General features: G+C 36.8%; 16 protein-coding genes and 1 riboswitch. Of the genes, 9 read left to right on the top strand and 7 right to left on the bottom strand.

From position 1 onward, the window contains the following. Nucleotides 1-284 precede the first annotated feature (284 nt). Nucleotides 285-524: a YuzF family protein gene (locus PQ474_RS24425; protein WP_273848186.1), complete on the bottom strand. Its 240-nt coding sequence runs from the start codon at nt 522-524 to the stop codon at nt 285-287. A gap of 245 nt (nt 525-769) precedes the next feature. Between PQ474_RS24425 and msrA the strand changes: the two genes are divergently transcribed. Both msrA and PQ474_RS24415 read left to right on the top strand, forming a co-directional pair. After that, entirely contained in the window at nt 770-1,303 is a 534-nt protein-coding gene (msrA, locus tag PQ474_RS24420) for a peptide-methionine (S)-S-oxide reductase MsrA (protein WP_273848185.1), read from the top strand. Nucleotides 1,304-1,480: 177 nt separating this feature from the next. Next, the gene (locus PQ474_RS24415; RefSeq protein ID WP_390187198.1) at nt 1,481-2,617 is read left to right on the top strand and encodes an alpha/beta hydrolase; all 1,137 of its coding nucleotides are present in this window, start codon (nt 1,481-1,483) and stop codon (nt 2,615-2,617) included. A 17-nt stretch (nt 2,618-2,634) separates the two neighbouring features. Here the strand turns inward: PQ474_RS24415 and PQ474_RS24410 are convergent, their stop codons facing one another. Next, nucleotides 2,635-2,880 carry a DNA alkylation repair protein gene (locus PQ474_RS24410; RefSeq protein ID WP_273848183.1) on the bottom strand — a complete coding sequence of 82 codons (246 nt, stop codon included), beginning with the start codon at nt 2,878-2,880 and terminating at the stop codon, nt 2,635-2,637. Nucleotides 2,881-3,175: 295 nt separating this feature from the next. Next, nucleotides 3,176-4,408, bottom strand: coding sequence for an aminopeptidase (locus tag PQ474_RS24405; protein WP_273848182.1), 1,233 nt, complete (start codon nt 4,406-4,408; stop codon nt 3,176-3,178). A 120-nt stretch (nt 4,409-4,528) separates the two neighbouring features. Then, a riboswitch (PreQ1 riboswitch) is annotated at nt 4,529-4,572 on the top strand. Between the two features lie 206 nt (nt 4,573-4,778). On the opposite strand from PQ474_RS24405, the gene queC reads away from it, so the two are divergent. The 5 genes from queC (at nt 4,779) to PQ474_RS24380 (ending at nt 7,624) form a co-directional block, all read left to right on the top strand. Next, complete coding sequence (queC, locus tag PQ474_RS24400; protein WP_273848181.1) at nt 4,779-5,447, top strand: 7-cyano-7-deazaguanine synthase QueC; 669 nt, start codon at nt 4,779-4,781, stop codon at nt 5,445-5,447. Continuing rightward, nucleotides 5,444-5,869 (top strand): 6-carboxytetrahydropterin synthase QueD, encoded by a 426-nt coding sequence (gene queD / locus PQ474_RS24395; protein WP_273848179.1) that lies wholly within the window; start codon nt 5,444-5,446, stop codon nt 5,867-5,869. Before queC ends, queD begins: the two co-directional genes overlap by 4 nt. Further along, on the top strand, nt 5,866-6,573 hold the full coding sequence (gene queE, locus PQ474_RS24390) for a 7-carboxy-7-deazaguanine synthase QueE (RefSeq protein WP_273848178.1): 708 nt from the start codon (nt 5,866-5,868) through the stop codon (nt 6,571-6,573). Before queD ends, queE begins: the two co-directional genes overlap by 4 nt. A gap of 17 nt (nt 6,574-6,590) precedes the next feature. Continuing rightward, nucleotides 6,591-7,088 (top strand): preQ(1) synthase, encoded by a 498-nt coding sequence (gene queF, locus PQ474_RS24385; RefSeq protein WP_273848177.1) that lies wholly within the window; start codon nt 6,591-6,593, stop codon nt 7,086-7,088. Between the two features lie 341 nt (nt 7,089-7,429). Beyond that, complete coding sequence (locus PQ474_RS24380) at nt 7,430-7,624, top strand: hypothetical protein (RefSeq protein ID WP_273848176.1); 195 nt, start codon at nt 7,430-7,432, stop codon at nt 7,622-7,624. Between the two features lie 906 nt (nt 7,625-8,530). Here PQ474_RS24380 and sda read toward each other — a convergent pair. Continuing rightward, complete coding sequence (gene sda / locus PQ474_RS24375) at nt 8,531-8,692, bottom strand: sporulation histidine kinase inhibitor Sda (protein WP_273848175.1); 162 nt, start codon at nt 8,690-8,692, stop codon at nt 8,531-8,533. A 549-nt stretch (nt 8,693-9,241) separates the two neighbouring features. After that, nucleotides 9,242-9,439: a hypothetical protein gene (locus PQ474_RS24370; RefSeq protein WP_273848174.1), complete on the bottom strand. Its 198-nt coding sequence runs from the start codon at nt 9,437-9,439 to the stop codon at nt 9,242-9,244. A gap of 1,117 nt (nt 9,440-10,556) precedes the next feature. Here PQ474_RS24370 and PQ474_RS24365 point away from each other — a divergent pair. Both PQ474_RS24365 and PQ474_RS24360 read left to right on the top strand, forming a co-directional pair. After that, nucleotides 10,557-11,834, top strand: a complete 1,278-nt coding sequence (locus tag PQ474_RS24365; RefSeq protein ID WP_273848173.1) for a UDP-glucose dehydrogenase family protein — start codon at nt 10,557-10,559, stop codon at nt 11,832-11,834. Continuing rightward, on the top strand, nt 11,831-12,778 hold the full coding sequence (locus PQ474_RS24360; RefSeq protein ID WP_273848172.1) for an NAD-dependent epimerase/dehydratase family protein: 948 nt from the start codon (nt 11,831-11,833) through the stop codon (nt 12,776-12,778). The genes PQ474_RS24365 and PQ474_RS24360 overlap by 4 nt, the downstream gene beginning before the upstream one ends. A gap of 134 nt (nt 12,779-12,912) precedes the next feature. Here PQ474_RS24360 and PQ474_RS24355 read toward each other — a convergent pair whose 3' ends face one another. Both PQ474_RS24355 and PQ474_RS24350 read right to left on the bottom strand, forming a co-directional pair. Continuing rightward, nucleotides 12,913-14,808 (bottom strand): glycosyltransferase, encoded by a 1,896-nt coding sequence (locus PQ474_RS24355; RefSeq protein WP_273848171.1) that lies wholly within the window; start codon nt 14,806-14,808, stop codon nt 12,913-12,915. After that, nucleotides 14,808-15,899, bottom strand: a complete 1,092-nt coding sequence (locus PQ474_RS24350; RefSeq protein WP_273848170.1) for a CotS family spore coat protein — start codon at nt 15,897-15,899, stop codon at nt 14,808-14,810. The genes PQ474_RS24355 and PQ474_RS24350 overlap by 1 nt, the downstream gene beginning before the upstream one ends. Nucleotides 15,900-16,042 lie beyond the last annotated feature (143 nt).

The raw sequence follows: 16,042 nt of genomic DNA, 5'->3' as shown, positions 1-16,042 counted from the left end.
TTTTATGCACGGATTTAAGTAATTGAACATTTTGAGTATTTTTAATATTGAAATCTCTTTAGTGCAACACTAGTGGCAAAATATAGATAATCTATTTAATCAACATACGTGTGTAACAACCATTTTATGGATACTACTAACATAGAAAAAAGCCCTCTTTAAAGATGGATATTAACCCATTCACTTTAAAGCGAGCTTAAGTATTTTAAAGGTCTGTTCATACGGGCAATTTATGAGGTTTAATTAATTTCTTAATCTGCTCACAATAAAGAGTTTTGATTGGATTAAGAAGGCATAATCCAAACAATCTCTTGAATACGAACAAAAAATGATGTGTGGTTGGCTTCAATAACAACGTGATCGGGTTTTACATCACAAACAGTACCACGGACGCTTCCTCTTGTAGTTTCGATTACAACATGTGTACCCATGACAGATTGAAGGGTTTGAACGACAAAGGGATCAACAACCGAGATCATTTGTGGACGATTATGTTCTGCTTGATTCGCGTTTTGATAATGCATATTTAAGTCCTCCTTTTAAATGAAAATCCACTGTTATCCTATGCAGGAGCCCTCACATGGTTTGGGCTTTTGCCTAATTTATCACCTATCATGTAAATTCTGAATGAATAACCGTTGAGGGGAGAGAGTAATACAGGGTCACTGTAGTCTAAAAGAGATTGCTCTTCTTAAGGAAGCAAAAATCGCTCAAAAAGCTCTCTATCATGCTATACTAATAACTATTATCATTGAAAGAGGCGATTAGAATGCCAGAACAAAAGTACGAGAAGGCTACATTTGCAGGGGGATGTTTTTGGTGCATGGTTCAGCCTTTTGACGAACAACCAGGTATTATCGATATTCAATCTGGATTCATGGGTGGTCATATTGAGAACCCTACATATGAACAAGTAAAAAGTGGAGAAAGTGGTCATTATGAGGTCGTTCAAATTACGTTTGAACCTTCAACATTTTCTTTTGAATTGCTTCTCTCTCTTTATTGGCCACAAATTGACCCAACAGATCCAGATGGACAGTTCCATGATCGAGGTCCACAGTACCGTACAGCCATTTTTTATCATAATGAGCAACAAAGAAAAGCAGCGAAAGAATCAAAGCAGCAACTAATAGAAAGTGGACGTTTTAAAAAACCGATCGTAACGGAAATCCTTGAAGCAAACATTTTTTATCCGGCTGAAGAGTATCATCAAGATTTTCATAAGAAGAATCCAAAGGAATACAAAAAGGATCGTGAAATTTCAGGCAGAGACGAATTTATCTCTACAAATTGGCAGAATTGATCATGACAGCTCGTTTACGGACAAGCAACCAAGTGAATACCTTAATCATATGAATTGTGTAAAAATGCAGAAAATATTGAAATAATCTCTTACGTGTCGAAACCTTTTTTGATATAATAAAAATATACTGGAGGTGGCGCAGTGAAGAGAGTATTTGAGAAATTAGGCATTTGGTCAATGGTTGCGTCACTTGGTTTTATCATGAGTTCACTCACAGTCATTCTTTTTGTCCATTACTGGGGTCATACTGAAGCAGGAAAGGTTCCACCAAAAACAGCAGTTCTTCTCCATGCCGTACATCATAATCTCGTGACTCCCGATATGAAAGCACCGAAGTTCTTTTCATCGAGTGGTGTCCCTCGGTTCACAAGTGAAATGGTTGATATTCCAGTATCCGATGGTAGTAGTATTCAATCAAAAATTTATAGACCTATCGCAGAAGGTCCACATCCGATCATCCTTTATTATCATGGCGGAGCCTTCATGGAGGGGTATGGAAGCATTCATACACATGATAATATTGTTCGGTCACTAGCTGCTCGAACAAATAGTATTGTGATTGCAGTAGGGTACCGTGTTGCTCCTCTGCATCCATTCCCAGCAGCAATAGAAGATAGTTATGATGCTTTAAATTGGGCTTATGAAAACGCCGATGCATGGGGTGGAGATCAATCTAAAATAGCTGTAGCAGGGGACAGTGCAGGTGGAAATATTGCAACGGTTGTTACCTTAATGGCTAGAGACCGAAATGGCCCTGACATTCAAGCGCAGGCATTGTTGTATCCTTTAACGACATTTCAAGACATTGAGTTCGACTCAAGGTTGAAGTATGATAGCGGGTATTATTTATTATCAAGGAACGTAATGATGCGAGCGCGTGATACGTATACACCAGATGAATCTTTATGGATTCACCATTACACATCACCACTTGAAGCCGATCATTTATATGATTTGCCTCCTGCTATCATTATCACAGCTGAATTTGATCCTTTACGAGATGAAGGAGAAGCTTATGCTAAGCGTTTGGCTGAACATGGTGTGCCAGTGGAAACGATTCGGTATAATGGAGTGATGCATGGTTTTATCTCATTTTATGAGGTGATGTACAGAGGGAATCATGGTCTTGCTGAGACGGCTAAATTTCTTCATACATCCTTTGAAGAGCCGCCGGCGTACCAGCCATACAACTTGCAAGTGTATAATGGAACGACAACACGGGCAATGAAAATAAGAGATCAAGCAGAAGCGTATGCAATTGGAAGTTTCTTAATCGGAAAGCAAGCTATTTCATTATTTGAATTAGACAAATAGGAGCCCACAGTCGGCTCCTATTGTTGTTGTTGCGCTCTTTTAATAAACATTCTTTCTTCTTCAATCAGCCCACATGTAGCACATTGAACGCGTAGTTCTGGTCCACGATAGGGCATGTGGAGAGGACCGGCGTCATTATTTTCATATTGTTCAACAATGTCACCATTTTTAGCATCAATCTTTACAGGTGTGACCACTTGCTGAATAAGATTAAAACGGGAACGATTGGTCTTGCAATTCGGACATAAATATGGATCTGTCATCATTATCCCTCCTTTTTTGTTAGTCTTTCCCAAACATATAAGAAAACAAAGGTAATTAAAGGAAGGAGAATGCTTTCGGATAAGAATGACTTGAGCTAGAAAGTTCCTGCTATAAACAAACTGAACCTATAAACGATGGAACGCCTTCTTAAATAGTAGCTAGTGTTAAACAGAATTACATGCAAAATGATCGATAAATAAAAAAATTAATTAATTGATTGAAATTAGGGGTTACTAAAACCCCCCAAAAAAGACCTCTTTATAGAAAAAGAGGTCTCTTGATGGTGTTATTAAATTAAAACGCCCAATTCCCATTACGGAAGATCGGCTCGCGCTTGCCATCTTCGTAAACGCCATCAATGTTCATGTCACTAGAACCCATCATGAAGTCAACATGTGTAAGACTTGTGTTTAAGCCATTTTTCTCAAGTTCTTCTTTGCTCATTTCTTTTCCGCCTTCAATGCAGAATGCGTAGGCAGAGCCTAGTGCTAGATGGTTTGATGCGTTTTCATCAAATAAAGTGTTGTAAAAAAGAATATTTGTGTCAGAGATAGGTGACTTATGTGGAACAAGGGCTACTTCACCAATGAAGCTTGATCCCTCATCTGTATTTAATAAACGTTTTAACGTTTCGTATCCTTGCTCAGCTTTATAATCGATTACTTTTCCATCTTTAAACGTTAGGGAGAAGTTGTCGATAAGGGTCCCACCATAATTTAAAGGTTTCGTGCTCGAAACGGTACCATTTACACCGGTTTTCTTAGCAGATGTAAAAACCTCTTCTGTTGGCATATTCGCTACGAAAGAAACTCCATCTTTGTTCACGCTACCGCCACTTACCCATAAATGAGTTTCCGGAAGTTCAATAACTAAGTCCGTTCCTTCAGCTGTATAATGTAGAGCATGGTAGTGCTTTTCATTTAATGCTTTCATTTTGCCATCAAGGTTTTCTAAATGTTCCTGCCAAGCAGCTAAAGGCTCTTCTTGATGGATTCTTGTTGCTGCGAAGATCGCATCCCAAAGCTTTTCAACTGCTTCTGTTTCAGAAACGTCAGGAAATACTTTCTTTGCCCAGCCTTCAGAAGGAACTGCGACAATAGACCAGCTGATCTTATCTGACATGATATAAGAACGGAATCCTTCCATTGCTTTTCCGCTAGCTTTGTTTGCATTGGAGACACGTTCAGGGTCAGCATCTTTTAAAAGATCAGGATTTGATCCAGTAATGCTTAAGAAGGCTGCGCCATTTTCCGCCATTTCTTCGTAGCCTTTTGCTACCCATTCAGGGAATTCATGAAAGGCTTCATCTGGAGCTAAATCAAATTTTGTTTTAGTCAGTTCTTCATCGCTCCATTCCACATGAACATTTTTTGCTCCTGCCTCATAGGCTTTTTTAGCTACGATGCGGACTAGTTCTGCAGCTGAGAGAGGGGTACGAACCACCAGTGTTTGCCCTTTTTGGATGTTCACTCCCACTTTAATCGCAAGCTCTGCGTACTTTTCCAGCTTTTCTTGAAAGGTCGACATATAACCATTCCTCATTTCTGTATGTATGTAGTAACATTCCTTTCCATTTTATCAATATTAAGAGCAAGTGAAAAGGATAGCGGTTTGAATCTGCTTATGCTATTATACTATATGGATAAAAGAAAAGAGGTTCGCAAACTCCCTCTATAAAAAACTAAGGTGGTAGCTGTACATAATGTACAGTTTTCTTGTCGTTTATAGACAGTATTCAGTTTTGTTAAGTCTCATTAGACTTGCAACTCCCTTTTGATTAGTAATATGTATGGGGGAACACGGATATACCCTATAGGAGTGATCGAATGCTCTTTCTTCAAAAAAAGCTTTGTTGGGATAATCTCATCCATAGCTTTGCAAAAAGGAGAAATGAGACATGAGAAATGAAAAGGCTGTAGTCGTATTTAGTGGTGGTCAAGATAGTACGACATGTCTTCTATGGGCGCTTGAACAATTTAAGGAAGTGGCAACCGTCACTTTTGATTATGGTCAACGCCATTACGATGAAATAGAATGTGCACGTGAAATTGCTGAAGAATTAGGAGTTTCCTTTCATGTTCTTGATATGAAGCTTATTAATCAATTATCGGCAAATGCTTTAACACGACATGATATTGAAGTGAAAGCAGGAGAGAATGGAGAATTACCGTCGACATTTGTTCCTGGACGTAATCATCTCTTCTTGTCGTTTGCAGCTGTATATGCACAAGCGATTGGCGCTCGTCACATTATTACCGGTGTGTGTGAAACGGATTTCAGCGGTTATCCTGATTGCCGTGATAGTTTTGTTAAATCATTAAATGTAACGTTGAATTTAGCGATGGATGAACAATTTGTCATTCATACTCCATTAATGTGGCTTAATAAAGCCGAAACTTGGAAATTAGCCGATCAGCTAAATGCGCTTGATTTTGTTAGAGAAAAAACACTAACATGTTATAACGGAATTCGTGGAGATGGTTGTGGAGAATGCCCTTCATGCGAACTACGAAAGCTAGGTTTGAACACCTACCTTGAAATGAAGCAAGGAGGTGTTAGCCAATGATACAGCAATTCTATCCGCAAGTTCCACATAATTTTCGCTATGAGTTAAATAAAGATATGCATTTAGCGGCAGCTCATTTTATTCCTGACAGTAAAGCAGGACAATGCCAGCATATGCATGGTCATACGTATTTTATTAATATTACAATTGGTGGGGATCAACTTGATGAGCTTGGTTTCCTTATCAACTTTAAACGAATTAAAGAGATTGTTCATAAGCGCTATGATCATAGCGTATTAAATGATCATCCAGAATATAAAGACGTTTATCCAACTACGGAGCGTGTAGCGGAACAAATTTGGACAGCTATCCAAAAAGAACTGAGCACATTAGTACACCAACCAAAGTGTCTACAAGTGGTTGTGAGGGAGACCCCAACTAGTTACGTTGTTTATCGTCCAAAGCCGGAGGATATAGCATGAAAGTACCGGTAATGGAGATATTTGGACCGACGATTCAAGGCGAAGGAATGGTCATTGGTCAAAAAACGATGTTTGTAAGAACAGGTGGATGTGATTATTCGTGTTCATGGTGTGATTCCCGGTTTACTTGGGATGGGTCGACTCGAAGTAATTTAATGCAAGTTGCTGATATTGTCAGCGAGTTAGAACGTATAGGTGGAGAGCGTTTTTCTCACGTTACGATTTCAGGTGGGAATCCCGCCCTTCATAAAGGGATAGATGAATTAATCGAGATATGTCATCAAAAAGGCTGGAAGGTAGCTATTGAGACACAAGGTTCGATTTGGCAAGAGTGGATGAAAAAGATTGATGATGTGACTGTTTCACCCAAGCCACCGAGCTCGAAGATGGAAACAAACTACGATAAACTTGATCATTATATGGAGCAGCTTGAAGATCGGAATGTGAGTTTGAAAGTCGTTGTTTTTAATGATGCCGATTTTGATTATGCAGAATTGATTCATAAGCGCTATCCTTTTGTCCCGTTTTACTTGCAAATTGGAAATGAAGAGGTGTCTTCAACAGATGATGCATCTTTAGTTTCAAGTTTATTAAAGCGCTACGAATGGCTAATTGAAAAAGCAACACAGTCCGTTATTATGAATGACGCAAAAGTCTTACCGCAACTACACACCCTTATTTGGGGAAATAAACGCGGGGTTTAAATTTAGGAGGTTTCAACATGAGTGGTAGAAAAGAGAGTGAGTTAGAAGGGGTAAGTTTATTAGGGAACCAAGGGACACAGTATGATTTTTCATATAACCCTTCTGTCCTTGAGGCGTTTGATAACAAACATCAAAATCGTGATTATTTTGTGAAATTTAACTGTCCGGAGTTCACTTCTTTATGTCCGAAGACGAATCAACCAGATTTTGCTACCATCTACATCAGTTACATTCCTGATGTGAAAATGGTTGAAAGTAAATCGTTGAAATTATATTTATTTAGCTTCCGAAATCATGGAGATTTCCACGAAGACTGTATGAATATTATTATGAATGATTTAATTGAGTTAATGGATCCACGTTACATTGAGGTATGGGGAAAGTTTACACCACGTGGTGGAATTAGTATTGATCCTTACACGAACTATGGGAAACCAGGAACGAAATATGAAAAGATGGCAGAATATCGCTTGATGAATCATGATTTGTATCCTGAGACGATTGATAATAGGTAGATTTGAAAATGGCTTTAATAGTGTTTTAGGTGACCATTTTAAACGAAAAGTGACCCAATTAAGAGTGCCTAATTGATAATTTTCAATAGGGACTCTTTTTTTGGTGTATTTAATTTGATAATTAGAGGGGGACGCTATGCAATCAATTAAGGGTTATTTATCATTATCAGAATTAATAGCATATATTTACTTCCACTTACAACAATCACATGGCAGCAATGGGAACTGAAGCACGTAACAACTACACTATTGCTCAAATTAAATGGGATAGCACTATTGTCTTAAGGTTACTTTTAAAAACATGATTGGCAGTATTACACAACGAAAGGAGAGAGGTATTAATGAGTAAACCAGTGACAGAGCGTATCCCATATTACATATTGAATGATTTGATTTCAAAAAAAGTCAATGATCGTCCATTTAGTAAAGTTAGCAATCAAAAAACTTTAAATTCCCAACTCATGAGTGGGGGGGGTTTGTATTTTATGAAAATGAACAAGTCACTGAACAAAATCAATAGTACACAATTAATTTGAAAGGGTGAAATAAATACCAGACACAAAAAACAAGAGATCCTTTTCGGAGCAGGTGAATTATTCATTGTTCCTAATGGTGTCGATATAGAAAGCAAGTAAGGATGATGCAGAAATGGAACAAACAATGGTTAAGATTGGTGAATCAAAAGGGGAGGCTTCTGTTACTGTAACTAATGAATTTCATGATGTGAGAAGAGGAGTTAAAACCAACTTGTGGCTAGTTTATGACTGATGAGCAGGTTATATTAAACGCTTACATATGATTTATCAGTCGTTAATCGGATTTCTGCTTTTTATTACAAAGAAGAACGGGTTTAATGGACTAGCCATCAAAGAAAATCTTATCTTCTCCGAACTCTTTTCTTGAATCATGAGGAATAACTCCAACGAATTTTTTATCATTGTGTTAATAGCTTATGAAAATCATTTAATCACCTTGCTTTCTCTTATTTTATACTGTGAGTTAATAGCTTTTCCAAAACAGGCTACTTTGTACGCGAACTTAATAACACGTTTCTTTAAAAATTATATACTATATTAGAGGTTGCTACATGAGTTGTGTAAATCTCCTCCAGTCACGGAATTAATAAGCGACACCATTACCCAAGAGGTGTCGCTTATTTTTTATTAAAAAACAATAAAAACCACACAGCATCGTGTCAAGGCTACTAAGTTGGACTTTGAAAATTAGTATGTAAGATAATTCCAATATAAACCCTTGTCAGTTTATCGGAATTATATTATATTATTTTGAAAAGGGAGTGAGAAAACTGATAAACAACAGGAGAGCACGGAAATTAAAAGGTTTTTTCAAAGAGAAATTAAAGAGAAAATTAACGATAAAAGAATTAAATTATATTAGATGGTTAGCTGAACTAGAAGAAAAGAATAAAAAGAAAAATTAAATTATATCGATCTATTTGCGATTTGAACTTCTATAGGCTTTGTATAAATGCCCCTTTGATCTAATTCCTCTTTTAAAATGGCAATAAAGTCTATGTCTAAATTTAATCTTATAGCTTTGTAATAAGCTTCTAACATGGATTGATTATCTAAATTTTTGAACATATTATTTATACCTCTTTCTAAACTACATAGGAATTGTTATTTTATTTAGACACGATTTTAATTTTAACTTAGTTATTTCGGTTTATAAAGCAAAAAATTGGATGAATTCTGTTACAATTTGGTTACAAATGGATGATTATAAACGAATATATTCGTTTAAATGCCTAAAGAGCCCTCACTACCATCATCGTGAAGGCTTTCTTTACATGGTTAGACATAATCTATTCGCGAGATGTTTTTCGGTATGAACCATGTAATTTAATAATAGACAAAAAGTGTAAGTATTATTCATGTCAGATAATTATCTGTTTTTGTTGAATCTTGCCTTTTTTTAGCTGAAATTAAACGAATGCAATAAGAAAAGGCCCACCGTTGCAGCGATTGGGCTTTGTAGGAGGTTAATGAGAGCTTTGATAGTAGAAAAGGAAGCCCAAACGTTACCTTCTAAGTTGATAGAAATTGACCAGCTTGTAGAGGTTTTTGAATCATGTAAAAAAGGACTTAAAGACAATTACTCATCTTTAAGTCCTTTGAAGTTCCTGTTATTTGTCATGCAGTATTTCGATTAACTTTTTTTACTTTTAACGCTTTGATTTGAGCGATGTTCAATACAAAATTATCGTCCGTGACGATACAGTCTTCACCGTCAATCTTTTGGCGAAACATTTCCTTTCTAATATCTGACTTAGTAGTGAAATCAACTTTCTGTCCGCTAATAAATTCAACGACAACTTGGAATTTCCTCATACTAATCAGCTCCTTTAAGGAATTATAACATGCTTCTCATGGTTTAATAGTACCTCTTTTTGACAATGAAGCAAAATCATCATTTCAGAACTTCTTAAGTGATTGAATGGTTCCTTATTAGTTTATCCCGTTTCTATGCCAAATAAACATATATACTCAAACCTTTAGGGCATATTTAGCATGATATTCATAATTAGATAAAATATGCTTTATGTTTTAATTTAATAGGGGTTTAAATACGAATCATGAGAGGTACGAAGAAAAGAAACAAGCTATTATTTAAGAAAAGGGTTAATCAGAAAAGATCGTTAACCTTTTCTTAGTAAGGTTGTAATGCCTCTTAAGTCTAGCTCTGCTTTTAAAAGTCTATCCACAAATTTAACCATCACCCCCTCGTAACAAGCTTCTAATACTGCTTTATCATTTAAATTAACCTACATATCGATATCCTCTTTCTTAGAAAGGATTCATGCCTATTGACACGGTTCCTATATAAACCTAAAACTGCATCAATTAAAGGATAAAATGAGTAATGAAAGTAAAAAAGTTAAATGTGTTTTGGACTATTCCATTATTAGTTAATTGAAATCCTATATGGAATTCTTAATTAAAGTGGAATAGGATCATTGATGAATGTCTGCTAATCTAACTAGGTAATCAGCTTCAAATTGAAAAAGATTAGAGGGTTTTCACTATTTGTGTAGTATAAAGCTAAGGGGGAGCTAAGGAGGGAAATGTTTTGGTTAGTGACAAAATAATGTTAATAGTAGCTTTATCTATTAAGTTACTAATAGTGACAATGCTTTTCATATTATGGAAAAGGAACAAAGACAAATAAGATCAAGATTTTTCAAATTGAATGATTACCATTGAATGGAGAAGATTAGCCGACTCAACACCATAAGGTTTGAGACGGCTTGTTGTCGTTTTTCGTATATTCGTCATTCCATACTTAATTAGCCCTCCATTTTTGTCACTATTCCGGGGGAAGATATTAGCTGTTAAGAATAGGCTTAGTAGTCAAATGCTTATTTACCAGGTACATACTCACTAAACTTCGATTAGGTTAATAAGATATAAAAATTACATTTTATTTTTATAAAGAGGAGTCGGAGCTATGGATGTTTGTGTAATTGGAGCAGGTTATGTAGGACTAACGACCTCTGCTGTCTTAGCCAGCTTTGGACATCATGTCCATTGTGTTGACAACGACGAGTTGAAAATCTCAATGTTATTAGAGGGCAAGGTTCCAATCTATGAACCAGGATTGGAAGAGCTCATTATTGAATATAAAGAGAAAGGTAATTTAGTATTTACTAGTCAGTTAAGTGACGCTGTTAAGAGCAGTTCAATTATCTTTATTGCAGTAGGGACACCACTTTCTGAAGATGGGATGGCTGATCTTAGTTTTTATCAAGCTGTAGCCGATGAACTGTCGACTTTAATAGATTCCTATAAAACGATTGTTACGAAGAGTACAGTCCCAGTTGGTACTAATAATAAACTTCAGAGAAAGTTACTAGAAAAAGGGGTTTCGGCTGAGAATTTTGATGTCGTGTCAAATCCAGAGTTTTTACGTGAAGGCACGGCAATCTATGATACATTACACCCAGATAAAATTGTAATCGGTGTAAATAAACCGAAGCCAGTAGCAACATTACAAAAATTATATCAACAAATCGAAGCTCCTTTAATTATTACAAGCTTAAACGGGGCAGAAATGATTAAATATGCATCTAATGCGTTTTTGGCTGTAAAGATTTCCTTTATTAACGAACTCGCTAAAATCAGTGATGCTTATGATGTCGATATTATGGATGTCGCTTTAGGACTTGGAACGGATCCTAGAATTGGACCTCATTTTCTCCAAGCAGGTCTAGGCTATGGTGGATCTTGTTTACCTAAAGATTTAACCTCAATGGAACACCAAGCCCAAAAACAAGGCATTACTCCTCATCTATTAAAGGCAGCAAAAACAATCAATGATAGCTTAATTGATCTTTATGTAGAGAAATTAAAGAGTAAAGTAACAAACTTACCAACCAAGAGAATAACGGTGTGGGGGGCGTCTTTCAAACCTAATACTGATGATACACGTCACTCTCAAGCCCTTAAGTTGATTGATCAACTGATAGAGGAAGGGTGCGAAGTGCATGTGTTTGACCCGATTGTGACTGTTGATAAACAAGTAACGAACTATAAGGAAATGTATGAATCTGTTAAGCGATCAGACGTTCTAATTGTTGCTACTGAATGGAAGCAGTTTACGCAAGCTGATTGGGCCTTAGTTAAAGAGAAAATGAAGGGTGAAACGATACTTGATTGTCGAAATTGTCTAAGTCCAAGAACCATTAAGCATCATGGTTTTACCTATTTAGGGGTGGCTCGCCCATGAATATACTAGTAACCGGTGCAGCTGGCTTTATTGGATCCAATCTCTGTGAAGAACTTCTAACGAATGAAAAAGTAAACATTATTGGTGTTGATTACTTTATAGGCCCAACACCTAAGGAAATCACACATAAAAATTTGCTCACGCTTTTTAATCATCCACGATTCACATTTATTAATGAAGACTTAATGATAGTTAATTGGGAAAAGTTATTAAGTGGAATAGACTATGTCTATCATCTTGCAGGAATGCCCGGTGTTCGCTCAAGTTGGGGGCCTGATTTCTCGGATTATGTTAGAAATAATATAGCTGTTACTCAGCGCTTACTTGAGGCGTGTAAAAAAGTTTCTTTGAAAAAATTTATTTATTCTTCCACTTCTTCTGTTTATGGAGAGAAAGTAGGAAAGGTTTCCGAAAATGCCAAACCAGAACCTTTATCCCCATATGGGATTACAAAGTTAACTGGAGAATATTTATGTCATGTTTATCGGAAAAGCTTCGGTGTTCCTGCAGTCATTTTACGATATTTTACGGTGTATGGGCCAAGACAAAGAAGCGATATGGCCTTTCATAAATTTATAAAAAGAGCGTTGGAAGATAAGCCTATTCAAATATATGGAGACGGTCAGCAATCCCGTGATTTTACTTATATAAAAGATTGTGCCAAGGCAACAGCGGAAGTTGCATATGCTGATCATGTGATAGGTGAGACAATTAATATCGGTGGAAAGGAACGTGCTACGGTTCTTGAGATTGTTTCTTTGTTAGACACTTTGCTTGATAAGAAAGTAAAGGTTGAATTTGTTCAACAGGCAATCGGAGAACCTAAGCACACTTGGGCGGATATCGAAAAAGCAGAGAAGTTATTAAGTTATCATCCAAGCGTTGGTTTAAAAGTAGGATTGAAGCAGGAAATAGAGTATATTAAATGGATATATGGAGCGTAAATCAGATAAAAATTCAACCCCATTGGATTATGTCCAATGAGGTTGAATTTTTTGTTTAATGTTTTTGAGAGATAAAAAAGTGGGTATGAATTATGTCCCATCTCCAAAGGGGCCAGAATCCTAAAAATACTGTCTTACTTAGCATATCGTTTTCTACCTCTGTTGTTAGCTAACTTTGTAAATAATTTTGCGGTTGTTTGATCATTAACGGCTTCAAAGAATTCTTTTTTCTTTTGAGGCTGTGCCATTTGTTCCTTTAAAAGCTTCTCTAATTGTTCGACGAAGTCTTTTATTTCAATAGAGGTTTCACTAGCATGTTGCCGTTGTTTATTCTCGATAATAGATTGAATGATGTCCATTAAGCTATTATTCTTATTAAGTTCTAATAAGAAAAGCTTCTTGATTCTTTCTTGTTTTGTTTGAGGTTTAATTTCAACTACCTTTTCAACGATTTCAAGAGAGGATTCGTTTTCTAGTGTGACTATTTGTTCGTTAATATCCTCTACGACTTTTTCAATCGTTTCTGGTTCTTCTGTAACGACTTCTGGAAGAGGAGAAACGGTATCATCCATTTGTTCGTGAATGTCAGCAATGATTTCTGTAATTGTCTCGGGTTCTTCCGTTCCCTCATTAACTAAATGATGTTGATTAGTTTCTGCCACATTTTCGGTAGTAGAATCATTCAATTGCTCATTTAGAACGTCGATGACTTCTTCTATTGGTTCTTGTTCTTTAAGAAGCTCAGTAGGTGCTGTCAGCGATGTTTCCTCATTGGACTGAATTTGTTCATTAATCTCCTCAATAATCTCTTCAATAGGAGAATCAACCGATTCACTGTTATCGTTCATTGCCCCAATGTCTGTGTAACTAATTCCATTTTTAATTCGGTTCTCCACTTCATCCCAGACAGAGAGGATATCATTTGCAACACGGCTCCAAATAAAGCGATCTTCAGCCATTTTACGGCCGTTCATCCCTAAACGCATACATAATTCAGGATCTGAAAGAAGTTTTGAAAGCAGCGGTACAAACGATTGTGGATCTTCAGGACTCTCAACGACAAAACCATTTTCATTTGGGACAATGACTTCAGGGTTACCGCCACGTGCTGTGGTTAATATAGGAAGACCAGAGGCCATTGCTTCATAGTGGACTCGAGCTAAAGGTTCTTGCCATTGTGAGGGGCAAACGAAAACATCCGCCGCTGCGAACCACTTTTGAATTTCTATATTTTTCACGAAGCCTGTGTTTATTACAGGAATAGGCATTCTATTTGCAATTGCACGAACATAGCCAATATAATCTGTCACTTCATCGACACTAAACCATTTACTTCCTACAATGACAAGAGCTATTTCTGGATGTTCTTTTGCCAATTCTGGCATTGCTTTTACTAGAACATCTATACCTTTGTTTGGAGATAGTCTTCCGGCAAATAAGATAACCTTTTTATCCATTAAATCATGTTCACGGCGAGTGGTCATGCGCATATTCTGGGCTTGTTCTGAGTTAGGTGGAACAAAACGATCGATATCTACACCTGAGTAAATCGTTTTTAACTTAGGAAGAGCATTAGGGAATGGGTCAGAGATAGTTTTTCCAATGTAATCACTAACAGTGATGATTTTATCTAAATTATCAACAGCTGCATCACCTTCGTCGTGGTCAATTTTATCTGGATTAAACATATCATTATGCATGCTGAGGATAATTCTAGCATCTGGAGCATGTTCTCTAACGGGTAGAACTAACCGAGGCCTATTAAAAACGTGGATCACATCAAAAGAGTTATCTTTTAAAAATTCAATAATGCCTTCTCTATACGTTTCAATAAGACCGCCTTTTTTTCGAACGTAGTGAATGTTATTTACTATCTCCTCTTCAGGTAGAGACGGGTCTGTTGTTCCCAAAATAGTTAGATCATGATCTTTGCTCAATAAAGAAGTAACCCCGTCAATATACGTTTGAATCGCCCCTCCTCTAACCGCTGGAACTGGAAGCTTTTCTGTACAAATCATTAGGACTTTCATTAGGTGATGGCTCCTTTCCATTCTTTCAGTTCTTCTATAGCTGGCCATTTGGATGGATCATTATTGATAATCTGCTTGAGGATAGAATCAAGTTCTTCATCCATGAATGTAAGTGGATTATAAACGATATCTTTTACTTGTAAATAAAACTCATTTGGTAGAGTCATATCAATAATTAGTAAATCAAACAAATCTGGTTCAATTGGATTGGTTTCGTGATAGGCTTCAATCATTCCTTTCATCCAATCAACATCCCATATTCCTAATTCTTCCATCTGGCCAGTAATCAACTTTCGTAAATCTCGTATGGGTAGATCATATGCGACCCCATCTAAATCAATTAACCAGACGCCTCCAGGACCGAGTTGTCCGTTAGCCCAACCGTAATCTTGGTGAACCAAGCCCCATTCTTGATTTCCTTTCTTAATTAATTCAAAATAAGTAGATTCTTCTAATTGAGTTAAAGATTTACGTGCTTGTGCTTCAAATAAATCTACGGCTGAAAGAATAGTTGGACTAGCCGTCTGTTCAGGATAAGCATTGGCAATATCTTTAAACCAGGTCATTTTTGTAATCATCTTTTCATACTTGCTCGGCCAACGAAAAAGACGAGAGGGCTTTTCGGCACCATACGGTGGTTCGTAGCCTTTTGAAAGTCGATGGAATTCACCTAATCCTGCACAAAGTTGTTGCGCTCCTATTAAGTCCTTTGATGCTTCTGTAAGGGTGATCCATTCAGCCACAAACCAAAGCTTTCCACCCATTTCGACAAAACTTTCCCCCGTCTTTGTTTTGAAAATAGGGGGAACGAGGGCTTTCTTTTCGTGAACTAAATAGTCCTGTGCTCCAATACTGAATAAGCTCCTCTCAGGACTACGGTGTAACACTTTTAAACTAAAGGGTCCACGATCGGTTTCAATTTTCCAAATGAGCCCTCCTTTATCGGCCTTAGTGGCAATTACAGTCCGTTCACCTACCTTAAGGTCATAATGTGTAAGAACAACATCTGCCATATTTTCTATATAAGTAGGCACGTGGGAATCTCCTAGCCCTCCAGTTAAATCCCAGGGTGTTATCAATTCTTCTGTCATTGTAATCCCTCCAAATACTATCTTCTCTTAGTAAGATATTCATCTACAAAAAATTACGTATAGATAACCTCCCTCTATAAAGTTAAAATATCTCCTGAATACTTACGTATTCTCAAAATTACTCTCACACCTAATAGTAGACT

Source organism: Halalkalibacter alkalisediminis (assembly GCF_028610705.1).
Classification (GTDB): Bacteria; Bacillota; Bacilli; order Bacillales; family Bacillaceae_D; genus Halalkalibacter; species Halalkalibacter alkalisediminis.
Note: the sequence above shows the minus strand (reverse complement) of the source record. Positions and strands in the feature narration are given on the sequence as shown.

What these genes read in the sequence shown, in the direction of transcription:
- PQ474_RS24370 (WP_273848174.1), bottom strand. Translation starts at nt 9,439, where the DNA reads ATGAGGAAATTCCAAGTTGTCGTTGAATTTATTAGCGGACAGAAAGTT.
- PQ474_RS24350 (WP_273848170.1), bottom strand. Translation starts at nt 15,899, where the DNA reads ATGACAGAAGAATTGATAACACCCTGGGATTTAACTGGAGGGCTAGGA.
- msrA (WP_273848185.1), top strand. Translation starts at nt 770, where the DNA reads ATGCCAGAACAAAAGTACGAGAAGGCTACATTTGCAGGGGGATGTTTT.
- PQ474_RS24380 (WP_273848176.1), top strand. Translation starts at nt 7,430, where the DNA reads ATGAGTAAACCAGTGACAGAGCGTATCCCATATTACATATTGAATGAT.
- queD (WP_273848179.1), top strand. Translation starts at nt 5,444, where the DNA reads ATGATACAGCAATTCTATCCGCAAGTTCCACATAATTTTCGCTATGAG.
- PQ474_RS24355 (WP_273848171.1), bottom strand. Translation starts at nt 14,808, where the DNA reads ATGAAAGTCCTAATGATTTGTACAGAAAAGCTTCCAGTTCCAGCGGTT.
- PQ474_RS24360 (WP_273848172.1), top strand. Translation starts at nt 11,831, where the DNA reads ATGAATATACTAGTAACCGGTGCAGCTGGCTTTATTGGATCCAATCTC.
- queF (WP_273848177.1), top strand. Translation starts at nt 6,591, where the DNA reads ATGAGTGGTAGAAAAGAGAGTGAGTTAGAAGGGGTAAGTTTATTAGGG.
- sda (WP_273848175.1), bottom strand. Translation starts at nt 8,692, where the DNA reads ATGTTCAAAAATTTAGATAATCAATCCATGTTAGAAGCTTATTACAAA.
- queC (WP_273848181.1), top strand. Translation starts at nt 4,779, where the DNA reads ATGAGAAATGAAAAGGCTGTAGTCGTATTTAGTGGTGGTCAAGATAGT.
- queE (WP_273848178.1), top strand. Translation starts at nt 5,866, where the DNA reads ATGAAAGTACCGGTAATGGAGATATTTGGACCGACGATTCAAGGCGAA.
- PQ474_RS24415 (WP_390187198.1), top strand. Translation starts at nt 1,481, where the DNA reads ATGGTTGCGTCACTTGGTTTTATCATGAGTTCACTCACAGTCATTCTT.
- PQ474_RS24425 (WP_273848186.1), bottom strand. Translation starts at nt 524, where the DNA reads ATGCATTATCAAAACGCGAATCAAGCAGAACATAATCGTCCACAAATG.
- PQ474_RS24410 (WP_273848183.1), bottom strand. Translation starts at nt 2,880, where the DNA reads ATGACAGATCCATATTTATGTCCGAATTGCAAGACCAATCGTTCCCGT.
- PQ474_RS24405 (WP_273848182.1), bottom strand. Translation starts at nt 4,408, where the DNA reads ATGTCGACCTTTCAAGAAAAGCTGGAAAAGTACGCAGAGCTTGCGATT.
- PQ474_RS24365 (WP_273848173.1), top strand. Translation starts at nt 10,557, where the DNA reads ATGGATGTTTGTGTAATTGGAGCAGGTTATGTAGGACTAACGACCTCT.